Source organism: Chitinophaga sp. 22620, from assembly GCF_052044405.1.
In the GTDB taxonomy this organism is placed as follows: Bacteria; Bacteroidota; Bacteroidia; order Chitinophagales; family Chitinophagaceae; genus Chitinophaga.
The window spans coordinates 1-16,016 of the sequence record NZ_JBQEMV010000005.1 but is presented as its reverse complement, the minus strand read 5'-3'; the positions used below and the strand labels follow the sequence as shown (position 1 = coordinate 16,016).

At 47.2% G+C, this 16,016-nt stretch carries 19 protein-coding genes and 1 pseudogene; 5 read left to right on the top strand and 15 right to left on the bottom strand.

What is annotated here, in order from left to right:
• Positions 1–37 precede the first annotated feature (37 nt).
• Together ACTJIK_RS22760 and ACTJIK_RS22755 are read right to left on the bottom strand one after the other, a co-directional pair.
• Positions 38–334 carry a SymE family type I addiction module toxin gene (locus tag ACTJIK_RS22760; RefSeq protein ID WP_440649844.1) on the bottom strand — a complete coding sequence of 99 codons (297 nt, stop codon included), beginning with the start codon at positions 332–334 and terminating at the stop codon, positions 38–40.
• A gap of 43 nt (positions 335–377) precedes the next feature.
• On the bottom strand, positions 378–650 hold the full coding sequence (locus ACTJIK_RS22755) for a hypothetical protein (protein ID WP_440649843.1): 273 nt from the start codon (positions 648–650) through the stop codon (positions 378–380).
• A gap of 151 nt (positions 651–801) precedes the next feature.
• On the opposite strand from ACTJIK_RS22755, the gene ACTJIK_RS22750 reads away from it, so the two are divergent.
• From ACTJIK_RS22750 to ACTJIK_RS22740, 3 genes are all read left to right on the top strand, one after another.
• Positions 802–1,137, top strand: coding sequence for a helix-turn-helix domain-containing protein (locus tag ACTJIK_RS22750; RefSeq protein WP_440649842.1), 336 nt, complete (start codon positions 802–804; stop codon positions 1,135–1,137).
• A 206-nt stretch (positions 1,138–1,343) separates the two neighbouring features.
• Entirely contained in the window at positions 1,344–1,796 is a 453-nt protein-coding gene (locus ACTJIK_RS22745) for a LexA family protein (protein WP_440649841.1), read from the top strand.
• On the top strand, positions 1,793–3,055 hold the full coding sequence (locus ACTJIK_RS22740; RefSeq protein ID WP_440649840.1) for a Y-family DNA polymerase: 1,263 nt from the start codon (positions 1,793–1,795) through the stop codon (positions 3,053–3,055). The genes ACTJIK_RS22745 and ACTJIK_RS22740 overlap by 4 nt, the downstream gene beginning before the upstream one ends.
• 44 nt (positions 3,056–3,099) lie before the next feature.
• On the opposite strand, the gene ACTJIK_RS22735 is transcribed toward ACTJIK_RS22740, so the two are convergent.
• From ACTJIK_RS22735 to ACTJIK_RS22720, 4 genes are all read right to left on the bottom strand, one after another.
• The gene (locus tag ACTJIK_RS22735) at positions 3,100–3,705 is read right to left on the bottom strand and encodes a hypothetical protein (RefSeq protein ID WP_440649839.1); all 606 of its coding nucleotides are present in this window, start codon (positions 3,703–3,705) and stop codon (positions 3,100–3,102) included.
• A gap of 243 nt (positions 3,706–3,948) precedes the next feature.
• Positions 3,949–4,407 (bottom strand): hypothetical protein, encoded by a 459-nt coding sequence (locus ACTJIK_RS22730; protein ID WP_440649838.1) that lies wholly within the window; start codon positions 4,405–4,407, stop codon positions 3,949–3,951.
• Positions 4,408–4,417: 10 nt separating this feature from the next.
• Positions 4,418–5,839, bottom strand: a complete 1,422-nt coding sequence (locus ACTJIK_RS22725; protein ID WP_440649837.1) for a hypothetical protein — start codon at positions 5,837–5,839, stop codon at positions 4,418–4,420.
• A gap of 203 nt (positions 5,840–6,042) precedes the next feature.
• Positions 6,043–6,249, bottom strand: coding sequence for a hypothetical protein (locus tag ACTJIK_RS22720; RefSeq protein ID WP_440649836.1), 207 nt, complete (start codon positions 6,247–6,249; stop codon positions 6,043–6,045).
• Positions 6,250–6,430: 181 nt separating this feature from the next.
• Between ACTJIK_RS22720 and ACTJIK_RS22715 the strand changes: the two genes are divergently transcribed.
• Both ACTJIK_RS22715 and ACTJIK_RS22710 read left to right on the top strand, forming a co-directional pair.
• Positions 6,431–7,192 carry a hypothetical protein gene (locus ACTJIK_RS22715; protein WP_440649835.1) on the top strand — a complete coding sequence of 254 codons (762 nt, stop codon included), beginning with the start codon at positions 6,431–6,433 and terminating at the stop codon, positions 7,190–7,192.
• A 37-nt stretch (positions 7,193–7,229) separates the two neighbouring features.
• The gene (locus ACTJIK_RS22710; protein WP_440649834.1) at positions 7,230–7,436 is read left to right on the top strand and encodes a hypothetical protein; all 207 of its coding nucleotides are present in this window, start codon (positions 7,230–7,232) and stop codon (positions 7,434–7,436) included.
• A 68-nt stretch (positions 7,437–7,504) separates the two neighbouring features.
• Here the strand turns inward: ACTJIK_RS22710 and ACTJIK_RS22705 are convergent, their stop codons facing one another.
• The 9 genes and pseudogenes from ACTJIK_RS22705 to ACTJIK_RS22665 form a co-directional block, all read right to left on the bottom strand.
• Positions 7,505–8,167 carry a hypothetical protein gene (locus ACTJIK_RS22705; protein ID WP_440649833.1) on the bottom strand — a complete coding sequence of 221 codons (663 nt, stop codon included), beginning with the start codon at positions 8,165–8,167 and terminating at the stop codon, positions 7,505–7,507.
• Positions 8,106–8,912: a hypothetical protein gene (locus ACTJIK_RS22700; RefSeq protein WP_440649832.1), complete on the bottom strand. Its 807-nt coding sequence runs from the start codon at positions 8,910–8,912 to the stop codon at positions 8,106–8,108. Before ACTJIK_RS22700 ends, ACTJIK_RS22705 begins: the two co-directional genes overlap by 62 nt.
• Entirely contained in the window at positions 8,909–10,108 is a 1,200-nt protein-coding gene (locus ACTJIK_RS22695) for a hypothetical protein (RefSeq protein WP_440649831.1), read from the bottom strand. Before ACTJIK_RS22695 ends, ACTJIK_RS22700 begins: the two co-directional genes overlap by 4 nt.
• Positions 10,109–10,322: 214 nt before the next feature.
• Complete coding sequence (locus ACTJIK_RS22690; RefSeq protein ID WP_440649830.1) at positions 10,323–10,922, bottom strand: Crp/Fnr family transcriptional regulator; 600 nt, start codon at positions 10,920–10,922, stop codon at positions 10,323–10,325.
• 357 nt (positions 10,923–11,279) lie between these two features.
• Positions 11,280–11,390, bottom strand: a pseudogene (locus ACTJIK_RS22685) (HNH endonuclease domain-containing protein); the annotation flags it as partial.
• 95 nt (positions 11,391–11,485) lie between these two features.
• Positions 11,486–12,175 carry a hypothetical protein gene (locus tag ACTJIK_RS22680; RefSeq protein WP_440649829.1) on the bottom strand — a complete coding sequence of 230 codons (690 nt, stop codon included), beginning with the start codon at positions 12,173–12,175 and terminating at the stop codon, positions 11,486–11,488.
• Positions 12,162–12,683: an RNA polymerase sigma factor gene (locus ACTJIK_RS22675; protein WP_440649828.1), complete on the bottom strand. Its 522-nt coding sequence runs from the start codon at positions 12,681–12,683 to the stop codon at positions 12,162–12,164. The genes ACTJIK_RS22680 and ACTJIK_RS22675 overlap by 14 nt, the downstream gene beginning before the upstream one ends.
• Before the next feature lie 674 nt (positions 12,684–13,357).
• Positions 13,358–15,187, bottom strand: a complete 1,830-nt coding sequence (locus ACTJIK_RS22670) for an OmpA family protein (protein ID WP_440649827.1) — start codon at positions 15,185–15,187, stop codon at positions 13,358–13,360.
• Between the two features lie 19 nt (positions 15,188–15,206).
• Positions 15,207–16,016, bottom strand: an 810-nt coding sequence (locus ACTJIK_RS22665) for a PorP/SprF family type IX secretion system membrane protein (protein ID WP_440649218.1), incomplete at its 5' end; no start/stop codon positions are given.

Genomic DNA, 16,016 nt, shown 5'->3' with positions numbered 1-16,016 from the left:
GTTTTAGGTTAACAAATCAATTTTGAGAGTGAGATTCTCAACGCGCATTGCCTTTCACGGGCAGCGTCATTTCTATGCGCTTCGCAATGGCGCGCAGCTGGTCTTTGCCGGTAGGGCCGGTTTTGTTTTTGTGGGTATTTGTCAGTAGCTGTAGGCCGTCCATCCTTCTAATAAGCAGGCCGTTTTCCTGGGGTTCAACAGAGATAAGGTCACCCACTTTAAAGCCGGCCGCTTCCAGCCATTTGCCGCTTAGACGAATAAAGGGCACTTTTACCTGATCAAATTCAAGCTCATAACAGGTAGAGCCTACGGTTAACAAACGTTCTTTTTTCATACTTAACAATGTTTTGGTTTAAATTGTCAGCCAGGAGCCGAGTTTATTCAGGGTTGGCAATTGAGGCTGGTGCCTCAATATGTATCAGATTTTTTCTGATTTTTGTGGTTACCTTCCGGCATTTACAATGAGCTTTGCTTATTGTAAGAATGTTATCGGTAATTTCTATCTGAAGAATATCACCAGATCTAAACCCCGCGCTAAATAGCCATTTTGCGCTGAGGCGGAAATACGGGATAATGATGCTTTCGCCATTGTATTTCCTTAAGCAGGTAAAGCTTACTGTAAGAAGGCGCTTTTGTTTTTTATCTTTCATTTATCACCTTTTTAGTATACAAATATACTAAAAAGGGTACTTAAAACCAAATATTTGTATACTTATTTGTGCCCAATTATATTTTTCTAGGCAATAATCACATGATAAGTATACATTTGTGTACTTATAAGTTGAAATTAAATTGTAATTCATGAGCTTCGCTGAACGAATGCAAGAAAAACGTCAGGAAAAGGAACTTAGTCAACAGGACTTGGCAACCTTGGTAGAGACGAGCAAAAATATGATAAGTAGATATGAGACTGGAAAGATGGTACCGTCCATCGAGATGGGCGCAAAAATTGCCACCGCTTTAGGTACTACTTTGGATTATTTAGTGCTGGGTTTTGTTCCGCAGATTACCCCTAACGAGGCCAAGACAATCCTGGTTGAAGTCGAGAGCCTTCCGGAAGAGGACTTAAAGCACATTATGGCAGTGATAGATGCATTTAAAACAAAAGCTAAAGTTCGTCGGCTTTTAAAAGATTAGCGGAGCTTGGGCTTCAACATCTACCGAAATCATAACGTCTCTCAAGCCAACGCCCCCACCAACCCATTAACATTTCACAAAGTTGTTGGCGTATCCAACAAATTGCATTTCAATGTATTATACTGTTGTTATTGTCAATCCCAACTGTTATTGATTTTGTAATACTAAAATTATTAGCTAAAATTGCGCTAATAAATTTAGTAGACATGAGAGCGTTAGGTCAGCATAACGGCAATATTATATACTCCGTTACCGAGCCGGAATTACCGGCAATTATGTTAGACACTGCCATATCAGCCGGTTTCCCTTCACCAGCTCAGGATTATCAGGAGGAAGAAATTGATCTCGTTAAGATATTCAACCTAACGTCCCCTACTGTTTTTATAATCCGGGTAGCCGGGGATTCGATGCGTGACGCCCATATCTTGAATAAATCACTCATTGCCGTAGACCGAAAAATAAAACCACAGCATCGGCACCTTATAGTAGCAACGATCAACGGCGAGTTTACAATTAAGCGATTTTTGAAAACAGACGCAGGATACATGCTGCATCCCGAGAACCCTACTTACACACCTATTTTGATTCAGGAAGAGGACGATTTTAGAGTTTGGGGCGTTATAACCCGCATTTTTATTGATCCAAATCTTTATTTATGATTGCCTTGGTAGATTGTAACAACTTCTATGTCAGCTGCGAGCGGGCATTCCAGCCAAAGCTGGAAAAGAGACCTGTGGTGGTGTTATCTAACAATGACGGATGTGTCATCGCCCGATCAGAGGAAGCAAAGGAATTGGGTATCCAGATGGGTGCGCCAGCCTTCTTTATGGAGGATATGCTTACAAGCAATAATGTAGCTGTATGCTCCAGCAATTATGCCCTCTATGGCAGCATGTCCAACCGCGTCATGAAAGTATTGCACACACACTGCCCCACGGTTGAAGTTTACAGTATTGACGAAGCATTTCTTTACCTGGGCGATGTCTTCGGCATGAAGCTTCCTGAATACGCTGAAGAATTGCAAGCGGCTGTAAAAGCGACGGGCATACCGGTTTCAGTAGGGATAGCACCCACAAAGACTTTAGCGAAAATGGCCAACAGATATGCAAAAAAGAATAAAAAGCATATCGGCATCCATATCCTGGACACAAAGGAAAAAACCGAGGAAGTGTTGCGTGACACTTTGGTAGGCGATATTTGGGGGATAGGCCCACAATATGCCAGTTTATTGGAACTGAAGGGGTTTAAGACCGCAAAGGATTTCTCCCGCGCTCCCGAAGAGTGGGTACGAAAAAAAATGACGGTGATGGGGCAACGGATCTGGAAAGAACTTCAAGGCATCCCCTGCATAGAAATTGAGGAAGTTCCTCCTGCAAAAAAAAACATCTGTGTGGCCCGGTCTTTCGGCCATCTCCTTTCAAAAAAAAATGAAGTCGAAGAAGCCCTGGCCAATTACACAGCGATTGCGGCTGCCAAGCTTCGGAAGCAATCCAGCTGCTGCAGCACGATACAGGTATTGCTTCAGACAAACGCATTCCGTACGCAGGACAGGCAGTACTATCGGTCATTAACCGTTAATATGCCCGTGCCCACTTCCAGCACCTCTGAGCTTCTGCAACATGCTACGCAGGCGCTGGAATATATTTGGAGGGACGGGTATAATTTTAAAAAGGTGGGAATTCTTCTCTTAGACCTGGTTCCTTCCAGCCAGGTACAGGCCGGTATTTTCGATTCTGTTGACAGGGAGAAAGATGAGCGCCTTATGAATGTCATGGATAGTATTAATAAAGCGTTCGGAGGAAAGGAACTGGTTAAATTTGCAGTTCAGGGTTACAATAATAAATGGAAACTTAGGCAAGAGAAGCTTTCCTCACGTTACACTACGCGGCTATCGGAAGTACTGACCATAAAAATATAATTCAATGAAAGGGCTCCTGCTACTACAAGAGCCCTAATTCCGATTTAATTAGATCCGGCTTCTTCCCCGGTTTCCTCCTTCGCGTTATTCAAATGAATCAAATAAGATGCTTCGATGATTTTTTTTAAGTATCTGGTAATCCGAATAGCGTTGAACCGCCCGTCAATACTGTGCATATTCCCCCGTCCCAATGCATGATAAAAAAGCTCCCCTAAAATTTCTTTCCATTCCTTGATTTTATGTTCGGTGAAAAAACTTGAAAATGCTTTCAGGGGTTTTTTGAGTTCTTTTTTGGAAAGTTCCCTTGGCAATTCTCCTGAAGAAACAAACTCAAATTTTCGATCAGCAGGAAAGAATTTAGAAATGCCTTTTCCCGGGTTAAACGCGGGTCCATTTGTTTTTTGACGCCTTCGTAATATAAACGCGGCATTTATCAGGGCCTCCAGGTGAGCGATAACAATAATCAAAGTATTGGGGCTTCCTTTTCTCCAGATACGATTGGAATATGCGGTTTCGCAAATTTCCCCGATAAATTTCCGGTGGCCTGCCATGCTATCAGTCGAAAAAAAGTTTTCAAGAAAATGCAATGGGTCGGTAACCTTTTCCTGTTTCCAGATGCTTGTTCGCAAATAAAATGGTACTTTCTTCATAACACATGATTTAGGGTTAATTAATAAATAAAGTTAACACAAGCATTTGTTAACCATTTGATAATTAGACCGTTGTGTTATTGCCCAACAATATTAGGCGGAATCAGGTACCGGCTTCTTTTCTTTACTTAGCCGCCGTTGTGTCACTCACTTCGGCGGCTGGTTCTTTTTTCATCACAGGGAATGCACTGGTAATGCCAAACATCCACTGCTACCGCTTTAGACTTCAGCCAAGGTATTTCATTAGTTAAGAAGCAGGAAGGTTTTATCCTGGAATAAAACAAACCCTTCAATTTGTCCATCTTTAAGCAAAAAGTACCGGGTGAATTTACCCGAAGTATCGGTAACCACATATGACCTTTCCAGGTATTCAGGCGCCATTAACATCTTCCGGAACTTTTCTTCAGCTTCATTGTATGGAACAATTTTTAAGTCGTCCAGCTTCACGTTCTTTATCTTCTCGGCCAATTCAGAAACTGCCATTCCAAGATAGAACTTTCTTGTAACACGCGATGCTACCTTCGATTCTTTTTGGTAAAAAAGTACATATTTTGAGGTTACCGTATCAATATTCCACTTAGGAGCGGAAATGTAGTTCAGGAAATCTCTTATGACAATTTCGTCATTCGATTTTTGTTGCCCGAAAGCAGGTTGCAAAGATGAAATGAGAATGATAGAAATAAAATGGATAATGGGCTTCATAAACAATATTTTAGTTGCAAACACCTGAGTTTTCATGGGAGCTTCCCTCTCCAACAACGGCACCTGGGATTTTCTTTAAATCCTCGCCGAAACTTGCCGGGTTCAGACCGGAGCCAACAAGCCACCAACCCTTTGTGCGTGGGATATGTAGGCCGCAGGCATCGGATATGTCCAAAACGAAATTAGTGCAATTATAATTCTCAAGATGATAATGTGGATTGTAATTTTCAACTAACGCTAAAACGGTCTGGAGTTGAGACGATGTAATAGGGACGCTCAGCCGCACATCATACTCCGAGTTGGAATCATCGCCAAGCTGGCTTCTTCCTTCTATTGTAAAAAATGGAGCAATCGGCTCAAATGGATGATAGCCGACAGTTCTGCGAACAATCCTCCCTCCTGAATATTGTTCTATTGAAATGTAAGCGTGCCCGACTTTTTCTTTAGTTGTAAAAAGCTGGCTTGATCCTGCTTCCGGCTGGTCGGCATAAAAGGTAATTTTCGCGTTTGTCCTTGGATCGAAGCACGAGAGATATTGCTGGACGTTACTGATCGGTTTTGCCGGGGGGAGAACCGCAAGCGGACCTTCATTTTCCTGGGGAGGAGTACCTGCGCCGCATGGATCAGGCGGAGCTGACCCATTACCGGTAGAACTGCCGCCCCCACCGCTTACCCCTCCACCTGTATACCCGCTACCTGTGCCTGATCCATACCCTCCATCGATCCAAATGTAGTTGTATATACAATCGGTGTGGTAGGTAATATTTCCGACACAGTTACCCCGGCCATCGCCGGTACAGGCCATTGTTGTGTAGCAGGTAATCGATAGTGCATAACCTGCAGCTCGCACGATCGGTGTAAAAGATCCTTCCGCTCTCCTGGCATTCTCAAAAAATTGGCGCTCCTTTCTGGTCATCATGCATTCGCCAATCGGTGCGGCTCCTGCATCGGGAAAGGCCCTTTGGTTAAAAAGGTCCGACGCAATAAAAATCGTTCGGGCATTGGCGACGTTTTTGCCATTGTTGTAACCGTATTTTTCTGGCCGGCGGGAATCTATGATCCGATACTGGAAATTCGGGCCATTTACCATTACCAAAAGCCCGGTTACTTTACGGAGGGAGTGGTCAATCAGCGGCACCATGGCCGAGGGAGAACCGGTTTGGATACCGAATGCGGCATATTCCCAGCCGGGAGCGCCAGTATGGTTTAAAACGCTGTCCATCCATGGGTGTTCCTCTTCTTTTACTAACAGGGAATCCGCAAAAACGCGAAGCCTGCCGTCCGCTGATGGCGGTAACTTCGCAAAAATATGTTCGGGCTTTAATTTCTCATTTTGAGCATCCCTTTTTGAGCAGCCGGGCAGCAATAAAATGAATGCGGCTGCAAAAAGCAAGTTTTGCATGTTCAAGGGGTTTAGTTGAAGTAATTTCATATGTATTCAGTTTAATTATAAAAAAATTATGGTTCGCTAGAGTCCCGGGCTTATGCCGGGATTTTCTTCTGGTATCCTATTTGTTTCCTGCCAGCCGTATCACTATTGTACCGCTTGTTACCCCTAAGTACCTTAAGAGTACTACTAAACACGCCTTATCCACGCTTTATCCTCCTCTTTGAGTACTGCCTGCCACGTAGCAGCTACCGTTTAATACACTCTTTGACTTCATCCACCGAAATCCCGGTGAAATAGCAGAACTCTGCCAGCGTCACGAACTGGCGGTCGCTTTTTTTCAGGGCCCGTTTAATCATGCGCAAAAAATTCCTGGCGGAGCGTTCACTCTTGCCCAATATCACTTCCACATCCTTGGTGTAGATCACAATTCTTTCAGGAAAATATGGTTCCATGCGCGACCAAAAACGGCTAATTCCGGCAAAAACCGGCAAAATCGGAAACGTTGTTTTGTGGGGTTTCGGCCTGCCGGTAGTTTCGCTTTTGTAATTACAAACAAACGCATCTGATCAGTGCAAACGCCTGATGGGCATGGCGTAGCGAATTGCCCCAGTATTAATTCTAAACAATTTTTTTATGCCAAAACAAAAGGGATTATTTCCCATTACAGGCACCATGGGCGGCTATACGTTCTATAAAATGAAGGACGGCACCTATGGTGTAAGAACAGCGGGCGGCGTAGATCCCAAACGCATGGCTACCGACCCCGCATTTGAGCGCGTTCGTGAGAACGGCAGGGAGTTCGCCAGGGCCGGAAAGGCCGGCAGATTGCTTCGCAACGCTCTGCGCACCATCCTGGAAAAAGTAGCGGATGGCACCGTTGTGCAACGTGTATTTTCCCAGTTCATGAAGGTGCTGAAGGCGGACCAGGTAAGCAACCGTGGCGAGCGCAACGTGTTGGACGGTGAAACGGAACTGTTCCGCGGTTTCGAGTTCAACGCGGCCAGCACCCTCGCTTCCACCCTGCATGCGCCGTACACGGTAAAAATAGACCGCACCACCGGCGCCGCCACGGCGGACATTCCGCCTTTTGTACCCAAACAGGGCATTGCGTCTCCGGTAAACAGCACTCACTACATGATCTCCGCGGCGGCCGCCGAGATCGATTTTGAGACGGAGGTAACCAACAGCGCCCTCGTAAGCTCCGCGGAGCTGCCGCTGGACGATGTTGCCACCCAACCGCTGGCACTGGCTCTCAACCTGCCCGCCAACAGCGAGAAACCGCTGTTCCTGGCGCTCTGCATTGAGTTCCTTCAGTCCGTGAACGGAAAGTTCTACAAGCTGAACAACGGCGGCTTCAATGCCATGGCCATGGTTGCCGTAGACGGCGGCGCATGACCGGTAATCCATTTTTTCACTTTTAAATTGTTTCATCATGAATCTTTTAGATCGTTTCAATTCCCCCACCCCGGTTTTCTTCCAGAAAACCCGCAACTGGGGGCTGGTGCTGACAGCGATCAGCGCCGCTGTAATAGGGCTTCCTTTCGCCCTGCCGGCAATCATTACAGAAATAGCCAGCTACGTTGCAGTAGCAGGCGCTGTACTGTCCGGCGTAAGCCAGGCAACCGTTAACAACGAGTAGCCTGCCGCGGCAGCAGGTGCCTTTCCCGGCTGCCAGTTGAAGGCCTTCGCATTAAGCGGAGGCCTTTTTTAGTGCCTTTTATCGGGAGAAACAGCATCAAAAGCGATCAGGTTCAACATTTCCCGCAAACGGCTGCGCAGGCGGTTGCCGTAGCATTCTTCCAGCTCTTTGATACTGAGGTTAGTGGTGATGTGAGTCAACACCCCTTCATGCACAAAGGCCTCGTACCGGTTAAAAAGTATCTCTGCCACCACATTGCATTCATTTTTGTAGAAATTGCCCGTCATCTCAAGGCCCAGGTCATCGAAACAATAGGCGCGTTTGAGGAGGACGCCCTGCCGGGGAAGGGCGGAATACCGGTCTATGATAGCGAAGCCTTCCTGGTTGAAATGGGTAGCGACATTGCGGCAGGATACGATGCCAAAGGCCTCCCCAGCAGGCATCAGGGTGCGGATGATGTGCAGGATGGACGTTTTGCCGCAGCCGATGGGCCCGCAAAGCATCAGGCCTTTTTCCAGGTTTACATTTTCCGCCGCGGCCACTGCTTCGTCGCGCAGGAAATAGCAGAGCAGCTTCAGCATCACCGGCCTGTCCAACTCGTGAACGGCATACCTGGCTCCGTAAAGTTGTTTGCCGCGCTCTTCCACGATGGAGAACAATTGCGGGTAGTCATAAGGGCTCTGAATAGCTGCCGCCCTGGTTTGCGTTGAGGTTTCCGGGTTTGGTTCCATTGGATTTTGTTTTAAAGTTTCCGGCATTCAATATCCATTTTTCCGCTGCGGCTTTCCAATCCTGGATGGCTACTTTGCCGGATTGGTACCAGCCGTTGGCCTGGTAGTGCAGGTAAAACCGGACGGCTTCAGCCTCCGGCATACGCCAGCTGCGGAAACAGGCTATTACTTCATCCCTTGCTGGCGGTTTAAACTTCTTTTTTTTCCTCTTGCCCGTTGGGGGTGTGCTGCCTATCTCATTGTTTGTCAAGTTTGTTTGTTTATTAATGGGTATCGCTACTGATACAGGTGCCGTATCATTTCTGTTACGACCCGGTAACAGTTGTGATATCTGCCCGCTTTCAGGCGGTATCACTTCTGAACGGTTCTCCGTATCATTTTCGTTATCGCCCTGTATCGCTTTTGTACGCCGCTGCTGGTTCATGGGAATAATGCTTACCATGGAAGCAGTGCCTTTGCTTCCCGGAGGGAAATAATTGATATACCCGAAGTTTTCCAGCTCCTTGATGCAGCGGGCGTAGGTGTTGGGAGAGCCGATGTGCCCCACCTGCATTAGGTCAGCCCTGGATACGTAAAATGGATTTCTGAAATATGTACGGTTCCAGCACCGGAACAAAGCGAGGTATAACCCGATATGGCAGAGGGTTAACCGTTTGTCCTGCTCTATCCGATCCAGGAAAGCATTCATGTGCCGGAGGTAATTGGCCGGGGTATGCTGCGGTAAAGGCAGAATGTCGGTTTTCATGTTTCTTCCTGGTGATTGGATGAAGCCGCTGTTAATTTTAATTCAACCTTTTCTGCATTCGCCGTCTGCTCAAACGCATTGGCCAGAGCTGAAGCGGTTATGGGCACAGGAGACAGCGTGGTAAAAAACGTACAGGCAAAGGAAAAGAGGTCGTCCATCCTGTCTACCTGAATAAATCCTTCCTCCACCAGGTAATGCAGGTAAAAAGCCATCTTTTCCACGGTGAGCGGGGTGCTGATCCGGAAAGATTCCCAGGAGGCGGGAATTTCCCGGGAAAGAATACGGGTGGTGGTGATCTTCAGCTCAATGCTTTTGTATTCATCCTGCAACAGGGTTATCAGCTGGGTTTTCAGGCAGTGATGGTCAAAATCAAAAACGGGGGACTCCACTTTTTTCTGCCTGCGGATCTTCCCGATCATCAGGCTGAGATAATTGAACCTGTCCTCCAACTGCATATCCCGGGAGTTTTGCATGATCTCATTAAACAGCGAATACGCGTAGGGTGGGTAATTAAAATTCAATTCCCAGTAATGCGCATGAATGAGATTGATCAGCTCGCTACGATCCGGACAGTTTTCAAGGCTTTTGTTGATATTCCTGGCAAGATCCGTGATTGTTTCAAATTCCGCATAAGTAGCCAGATATTTTCTCCCACTATGCTCAAAATCCACCATTGCCTTCTTCAGCCAGTATACACAACGGAATATCGCTTTATTACTGGCGGTCTTTCTTAAAAGCTCATCCACCTCGCGCTTCAGTGTTCGGGAGTGGGTTAGGAAACGGTAAAGCGGCATATAACAAGCCATGTCGAAATAGACGCTGAAATGAAGATACATGTAGTCTAGGGCTTCATCGAGGATGTCCAGAATATTATTCAGCAGGTTTTGCAGGCTGTGTTTTTGGTATGACAGTAATACATCGTGATCTTCCGTTTCCTGATACAGGATGAAATACATCGCATTCATGTTTACTTCGAAATGACGCTGGCAACTGACGATCTTCCGTAACAATTTCTCCGCAGGAGTGGCTGAAATGACGACCTTTTCCAGATGGGCCTGGAGACGTTTCATTTCATGGGAGGCCGTGCCGGACAACTCCGAATATTCTTCGGCATCGACAAAGTCGTCTTTAGCTTTTAAGTGGTCGTTACATTTGCCTACGATTTTTTCGATTTGTACAAAAAACTTTCCATGCATGTTTTGTAAATTTTCAGGGTGATTAATTATAAATCCCCGGCCCGCATGGCATGAGAATGCCCGCAGGAAAGAAGTTTCCAGTTTTTCCGGGTATGATGTTACATGAAGAAGTATTTAACCGTAAAACAGGTTAAGATTGTTGGGTATTTTTCATATGGAGTGGTTTGAAGTCAAATTTAAAGTGCCCCACTCATACTGAAGATTGCATTTGCAACTATTTTTTCCGGCTTTGGGCCTTTTTGATCCTGTATAGGGTGGATTTATCCACCCCGAGGTAGGTAGCCATATCCGCATTACCAACATGTTGGAAAAGCCGGGGATATTGTTCCAGCAGGAGCTTGTAGCGTTCGCGGGCGGAAAAACTCACCCATTTGTTCCGCTCCATTGATTTGATGTAATATTCTTCCGTCAGCCTCCGGCCAACGATGTTGAATTCAGGAAATTCATGATATATCTTCTGCAATGCCTCATTGGGCAGGCTGATACAGATCACGTCCATCAAGGCCACCAGCTTTTCCGTGCTGGGTGTCTGCCGGTAAAAGCTGTCCACGGCAATGATCACATCCCCCGCTCCCATGAACCAGCTGACCTTTTCATTGCCGTCATGCATAAAACGGGCTACTACCAGCCCCTGCAACGCAAAGAAACATGACTTGCAGACCTGACCGTATTCCAGTATCGTACTGTTCTTATGATAACTTTGTATCTCGCAGTGCCGCCTGATTGTTTCCTGTAAGCCGGTGCAAAAGCCGGCATAATAGCTTTTCAGGGAATTGAACATGTTCTGGAAGAGGATTTCAGGGTCGAATTGCATGGCCGCATATTTAAGGGTTAGGAATATGGTTCTCCGCTTAATAGACAAAAAATTCATGGTTTAGGGTGAAGCGGTTGAAGAAAAGTGCGGCTTAGCCTAGCGGGAAATAGGTGCAAGGACAACTATATATCAATTAATTTTAATGCAAACGAGACGGCATTAGGCACCATAGGCATTCATGTCCTTCGTTCTCTAAAAACCTTATCGACATGACCATCTTATATAACAAAATCCTAGAAGTCATGCAAGATACCCAAAGAGCCCGCGCGATCTGCGTGGGCTCTTTGTTTTATTTACATTTTTATTGGATAATCCAATACCGCGGTATTTAAGGTTTCATCAAACCTCTTTTTCACTTTAATTATTTGATTTCTTTAAATTCTCTTCCTTTGATAATACTTGTTGATTAGAACTGATATTGGAGCCTCCTTTTGATCTGGGAGTCATGTGATCTACTTCTGCTGAGTTCGGATCCGCTTTTTCTCCCTTTTTAGGTTATTTACAGCACCGAACACCAAACCACGGCGGGCCAGGTTAATAAGACCTGCGGGGACTAAAATTAATTACGCTTCGCGCTTTAGTTCTTCAATTTCGTTTACAAACTCTATTGCCTTTCGCACCCGTGTACCCGATGTTTTTTGAATGAACAGCTTTACCCAACGCTTATGAATATTTTTGTATGATGTTTCGCGATAAAACCAGATGCAAAGCGGAATGAGAATAATAGTGATCTTCAACTGAACCGACCACCAGTCGCCCGCATAGCCGTTTTGAATGTCCATAAATTGCAGCCCGGTAAGATGAAAATCCCTGATCGCCTTAGACACTACCATGGGAAATGCAAGGAAAGCAGGAATACATAGTGCGGCCACACGCGCATGATTAAGCAAATGAGTCTGCAGCATCACCAGCAAACTTTGAATGGTCACGATGTCTTTACTGTAATCGATCTTTCTTATCGCCTTAATTTGTTTGAAGCACATAACGATTGCCGCTGTATAAAATATCAGCAACATACCTGCCGACATAACATAAAGCGCACCGGATAAATTTTTGATGATAAATATGAGTAGCAGCGCCGCTACGGATATATGCAATGCAACTTCTATTATCCGATGCCAAAGCAAGGGGGTAAGTTGTGACCGCAGTCTTTGGGCCAGCATGAATTCGAGGCAATGCCGGTTAAGCTTTAGCGCGCTTTGGAGCTTATTTTCATAAGACAGCCACATTGATTTGATTTCATTTAGTTCCATAATCTTTGTTTTGAGCAGATTGAAAATCAGATTTTAGCCGCCCTTTGATCCGGCCTATCCTGGTGGCGACGTTTGTTTCCGAGATGCCGACAATAGAAGCTATTTCTTTGTAAGTCTTGTCTTCGAGGTACAGCAAAATGATCGATTTGTCCATATCTTTAAGCGTGCTGATGAAATTGAACAACAGCGTGAAATCCTCCGTTTCTTCAAAACCATTGTCTGCCTCGAACTGGATGAGCTGTTCATCATAAACAACTTTACTTCTCAGCCGTTTTCCTTTCCGGTAAAATGAAATGGCAACATTTAACGCAACCCGGTACATCCATGTGCTGAACTTTAAATCAGGGTTATAGCTGTTAAACGACTTCCATAAATTATAAACGATGTCCTGCGAGAGATCATTGATATCATCCCTGGTCTTGCAATAGGAGTTACAGATCGTGAAAATGATCCCTTTATTTTGCTCCATGAGCTCCATGAACTTCTTCTTATCGGGCTTTGTGTCCATTTATTGCGGGTTGACTGTTTTACTCATGATTCGCCGCGAGATCCCAAAAATCACAGATTTAGCTGTTTTTTCTGAAAAAAGAGGACAGATAAAGTTAACTGACTGTTTTTTCTCATGAAATCCCGGAAGAGCTTAGTTTAAGCCGATCTACCTTTTTTCTTATCTGTTGAATGTATTCCTATAGGGACGAAATCCCGTTGTTGAGCCTCAAGGATAGAGGGACACAGTATTTGGCCGCGGTTGCATCGCCCTCTTCCACTTTGGTTTGGCTCCTAGGGCTAGATATAGCGAGGATGTTTTCCCAAGATCACTTCCACAATTATCAATTTATGACAAAGTAATGAAAACAGAAAAGGCGGTAAAAACCGCCCAATTTCTTTAACCATATCCTATGAAAAACCGATGCAAAGATAGTAACACAGGGTTACGCAGACCGTATGTATTGGTAAACCCATGGTTTTTCTTAGCCACCGTCTGTATTTTGCCAGTGTTAACAACCATTTAACACAGAAGGCTGTATTTCAAGCCATTAACTTTTATAACACATCAGGACTTTTTTGACCAGGAAACTCTTTTTATCGGGCGATTCAGAAACACTAAAAAAAATACCAGCCATGAATGGCTGGTACGTACGTTCCGGTTTTGATACAATAACCTGTCCTTTGTATTTATACCTAAAATTTCACTTTCATTTCCGAGCGCCTGTTCTGCCGGTATTCTTCCTCGCTGCATGGCACGCCGTCCTTACACCTGTTCACCGGTTCCAGCTCGCCTTTGTTCGCGTAATAGAGGCGTTTCGGGTCGATGCCTTTATTCACGAGATAATCGATCACGGAGAAGCAACGCAGGGCAGACAGATCGGTGTTATACTGATCCGCGCCGCGGTTGTCCGCAAACGAAGCGATCACGATCTTCCAGTCCGGCCTGCGTTTCAGCACGTCGGCCACCCTGTCCAGCACCTGCCGCGATTCGGTGAGCAGGCGGGCGCTGTTGTAGTCGTAGAGGAACTTCAGCTGCTCCAGCGTACGCCGGTCTTCTTCCTCTTCAGCGGTCAGCTGCCTGCGCACAGGCGGCTGGCCGGTGGTGCCCGTAGTGCCGGTCGTACCGGTGGAAGGCGTCACAGGCGGTTGTTTGCTGTGATCGATCACGCCTGGAGGAGCAATATGGTTCACCCGGTTGGTGTAATCCAGGTCCGCGAAATAATAAATATCATCACGGCCCATGCCGCCTGGTTTATTGGAGGACATATACCCTTCATAGCCATTGTGTTTGAGCACCAGGCCGATATCGTCCGCACCGGAGTTGAAAGGCGCTTTCATATTTTCCGGCGTTTCCCAGCTGGTTTTCCCGCCTTTCACGCGATAGATGTCATAACCGCCCAGCCCGGCGTAGCCTTTGCTGGAAAAGTAAAGGATGCCGTCTTCGTTCACGGTGGGGAATGTTTCCGCCGCGATGGTATTGATCTTATCCCCGCAGTTCACCGGCGAGCCCCAGTTGCCGTCAGCCTGTTTTTCAGCGTACCACAGGTCCGTTTGCCCGAAACCGCCGGGGCGGTCCGACACGAAATACAGGATGCTGCCGTCCGTATTGAGCACCGCATGGCTGGAGGAATGGCCCGCCACGTTAATGCCCGGCAGCAGCACCATCTCGCCCCATTTGCCGCCGGTTTTAACGGACTGGTAGATCTGCAGCTGGCGCACCCCGTTCACCGGGCCTTTGCCGGTAAAGGGCACTTTCTTTCCCTGTATGTTGATGGTAGCATAGAGCGTATCTTCCGTGCGGTTCATGTTGACCGGGCCGATGTGGTAATCATATTTACCGAGCAGCTTCGGCACCAGCTCTTCCAGGTACATCGTGGCATTGCCTTGTGTGTATTGCTGGTATACGTAGGCTTTGTAAAAAGGCTGCTTCGTGCGCAGGTCCGTTTGCGGGTTGGATTCCGCATTGCCGTTGAGCACCAGTTCGCGGTAGCCGTTAGACATCAGCAGCAGTCCCTGTTTGATCACGCCGCTCACCAGGTCGGAGCCGGGTGTGTTCAGTTCTTTGAGCGGTTGGAGCTGCACCGGCGCGGGTTTCCACACGGCGGCGCTGTCGCAGCCGCGCAGCGCTATTTCTTTCAGCTTTATACTGTCTGCATTCGCAGTGGTGAACAGGGCGTATTGCTGCCGGGCGGAATCGTATTGTTCCAGCTGCCGCAGCGCTTCGCCGTAAGCGAAATAAGCCGCCGCAGGGTGATCCGGCCGTGCGATGATCTGCTGGTAAAAGCCCGCCGCTTCTTTAAAGTAGCCGATCTCCTGGTAGCTGCGCGCCATTTTCATGAGCAGGGCCACCGGCGTTCTGTCGCCTTTGCTGCGGGCCTGCCGTTTGTACAGCGCCCCTGCCACCGCATACTCTTCGCGTGCATAGGCTTCTTCAGCCAGTTGCAGCACGCTTTTCTGCTCCTGTGCATACAGGCTGCCGGCAAGCGTCATGGTCAGGATAAAGGTTAAACTGCGTCGTATCATACGTCCTTAAGTAATGGGTTTAAAAATACCGGGGATTCTGTACCGTGAATTTTTTGGAAGGGAATAAAAAGCCGAGGGAGATCTCATGCGATCCGCCCTGGTATCCCGCCATTTTATTCACGTTCAGATCGTAGGAATAACCGATGCGCAGCTGCTGGGTGGCATAGAATTCCACCATGGCGCTGGCCGCGTTCGTCTCCTGGAGGTCGCGCTGAAGGGCCGTCTTTTTCCAGATGCTCACATTGGTGCGGTAAGATCCGCCCACCCATATCCGGTCCCCGATCAGCAGGAAGGCGTTCAGGTCCAGGCTGGTAGGCCCTTTGAAGTCTTCCTTCACCAGGAACGACGGCTTCAGCTGGAGCTTTTCCCCCAGCGGGAACACCGTACCCGCCGTTACATACAGGTGCTGCGTTTTGCGGATGGTGGAATAATTGTTGCCTTTCCAGTTATAGCGCGAAGCGTCGGAGTAAAGGGAAAAAAGATCCATGACAGACACACCGGCGTAGAACTTAGACGTGTAATAATACACGCCGAAACGCGCATCAGGTACCCAGGTGCTGGTTTTGCCGGTGGGAATGGCCACGTCGTCGTTGTCCACGTACTGCAGCGCCGCCCCGTCTATGGAATACTGGCTCACACCGCCGCCGATGCCGATGCACAGGCGTTTAGTGTTTTCCTCGTCCAGCGGGATGCGGTAGGAATAGGAACCGTAGAAAGACAATGCTTCCTGCGGCCCCAGCTGATCGAACAATACCTGTCCGCCCAGGCCCACCCTGCCTTCGCTGGCGGGCGTCACCCCGTCCAGGGATACGCCGCCGGTTCGCGGCGC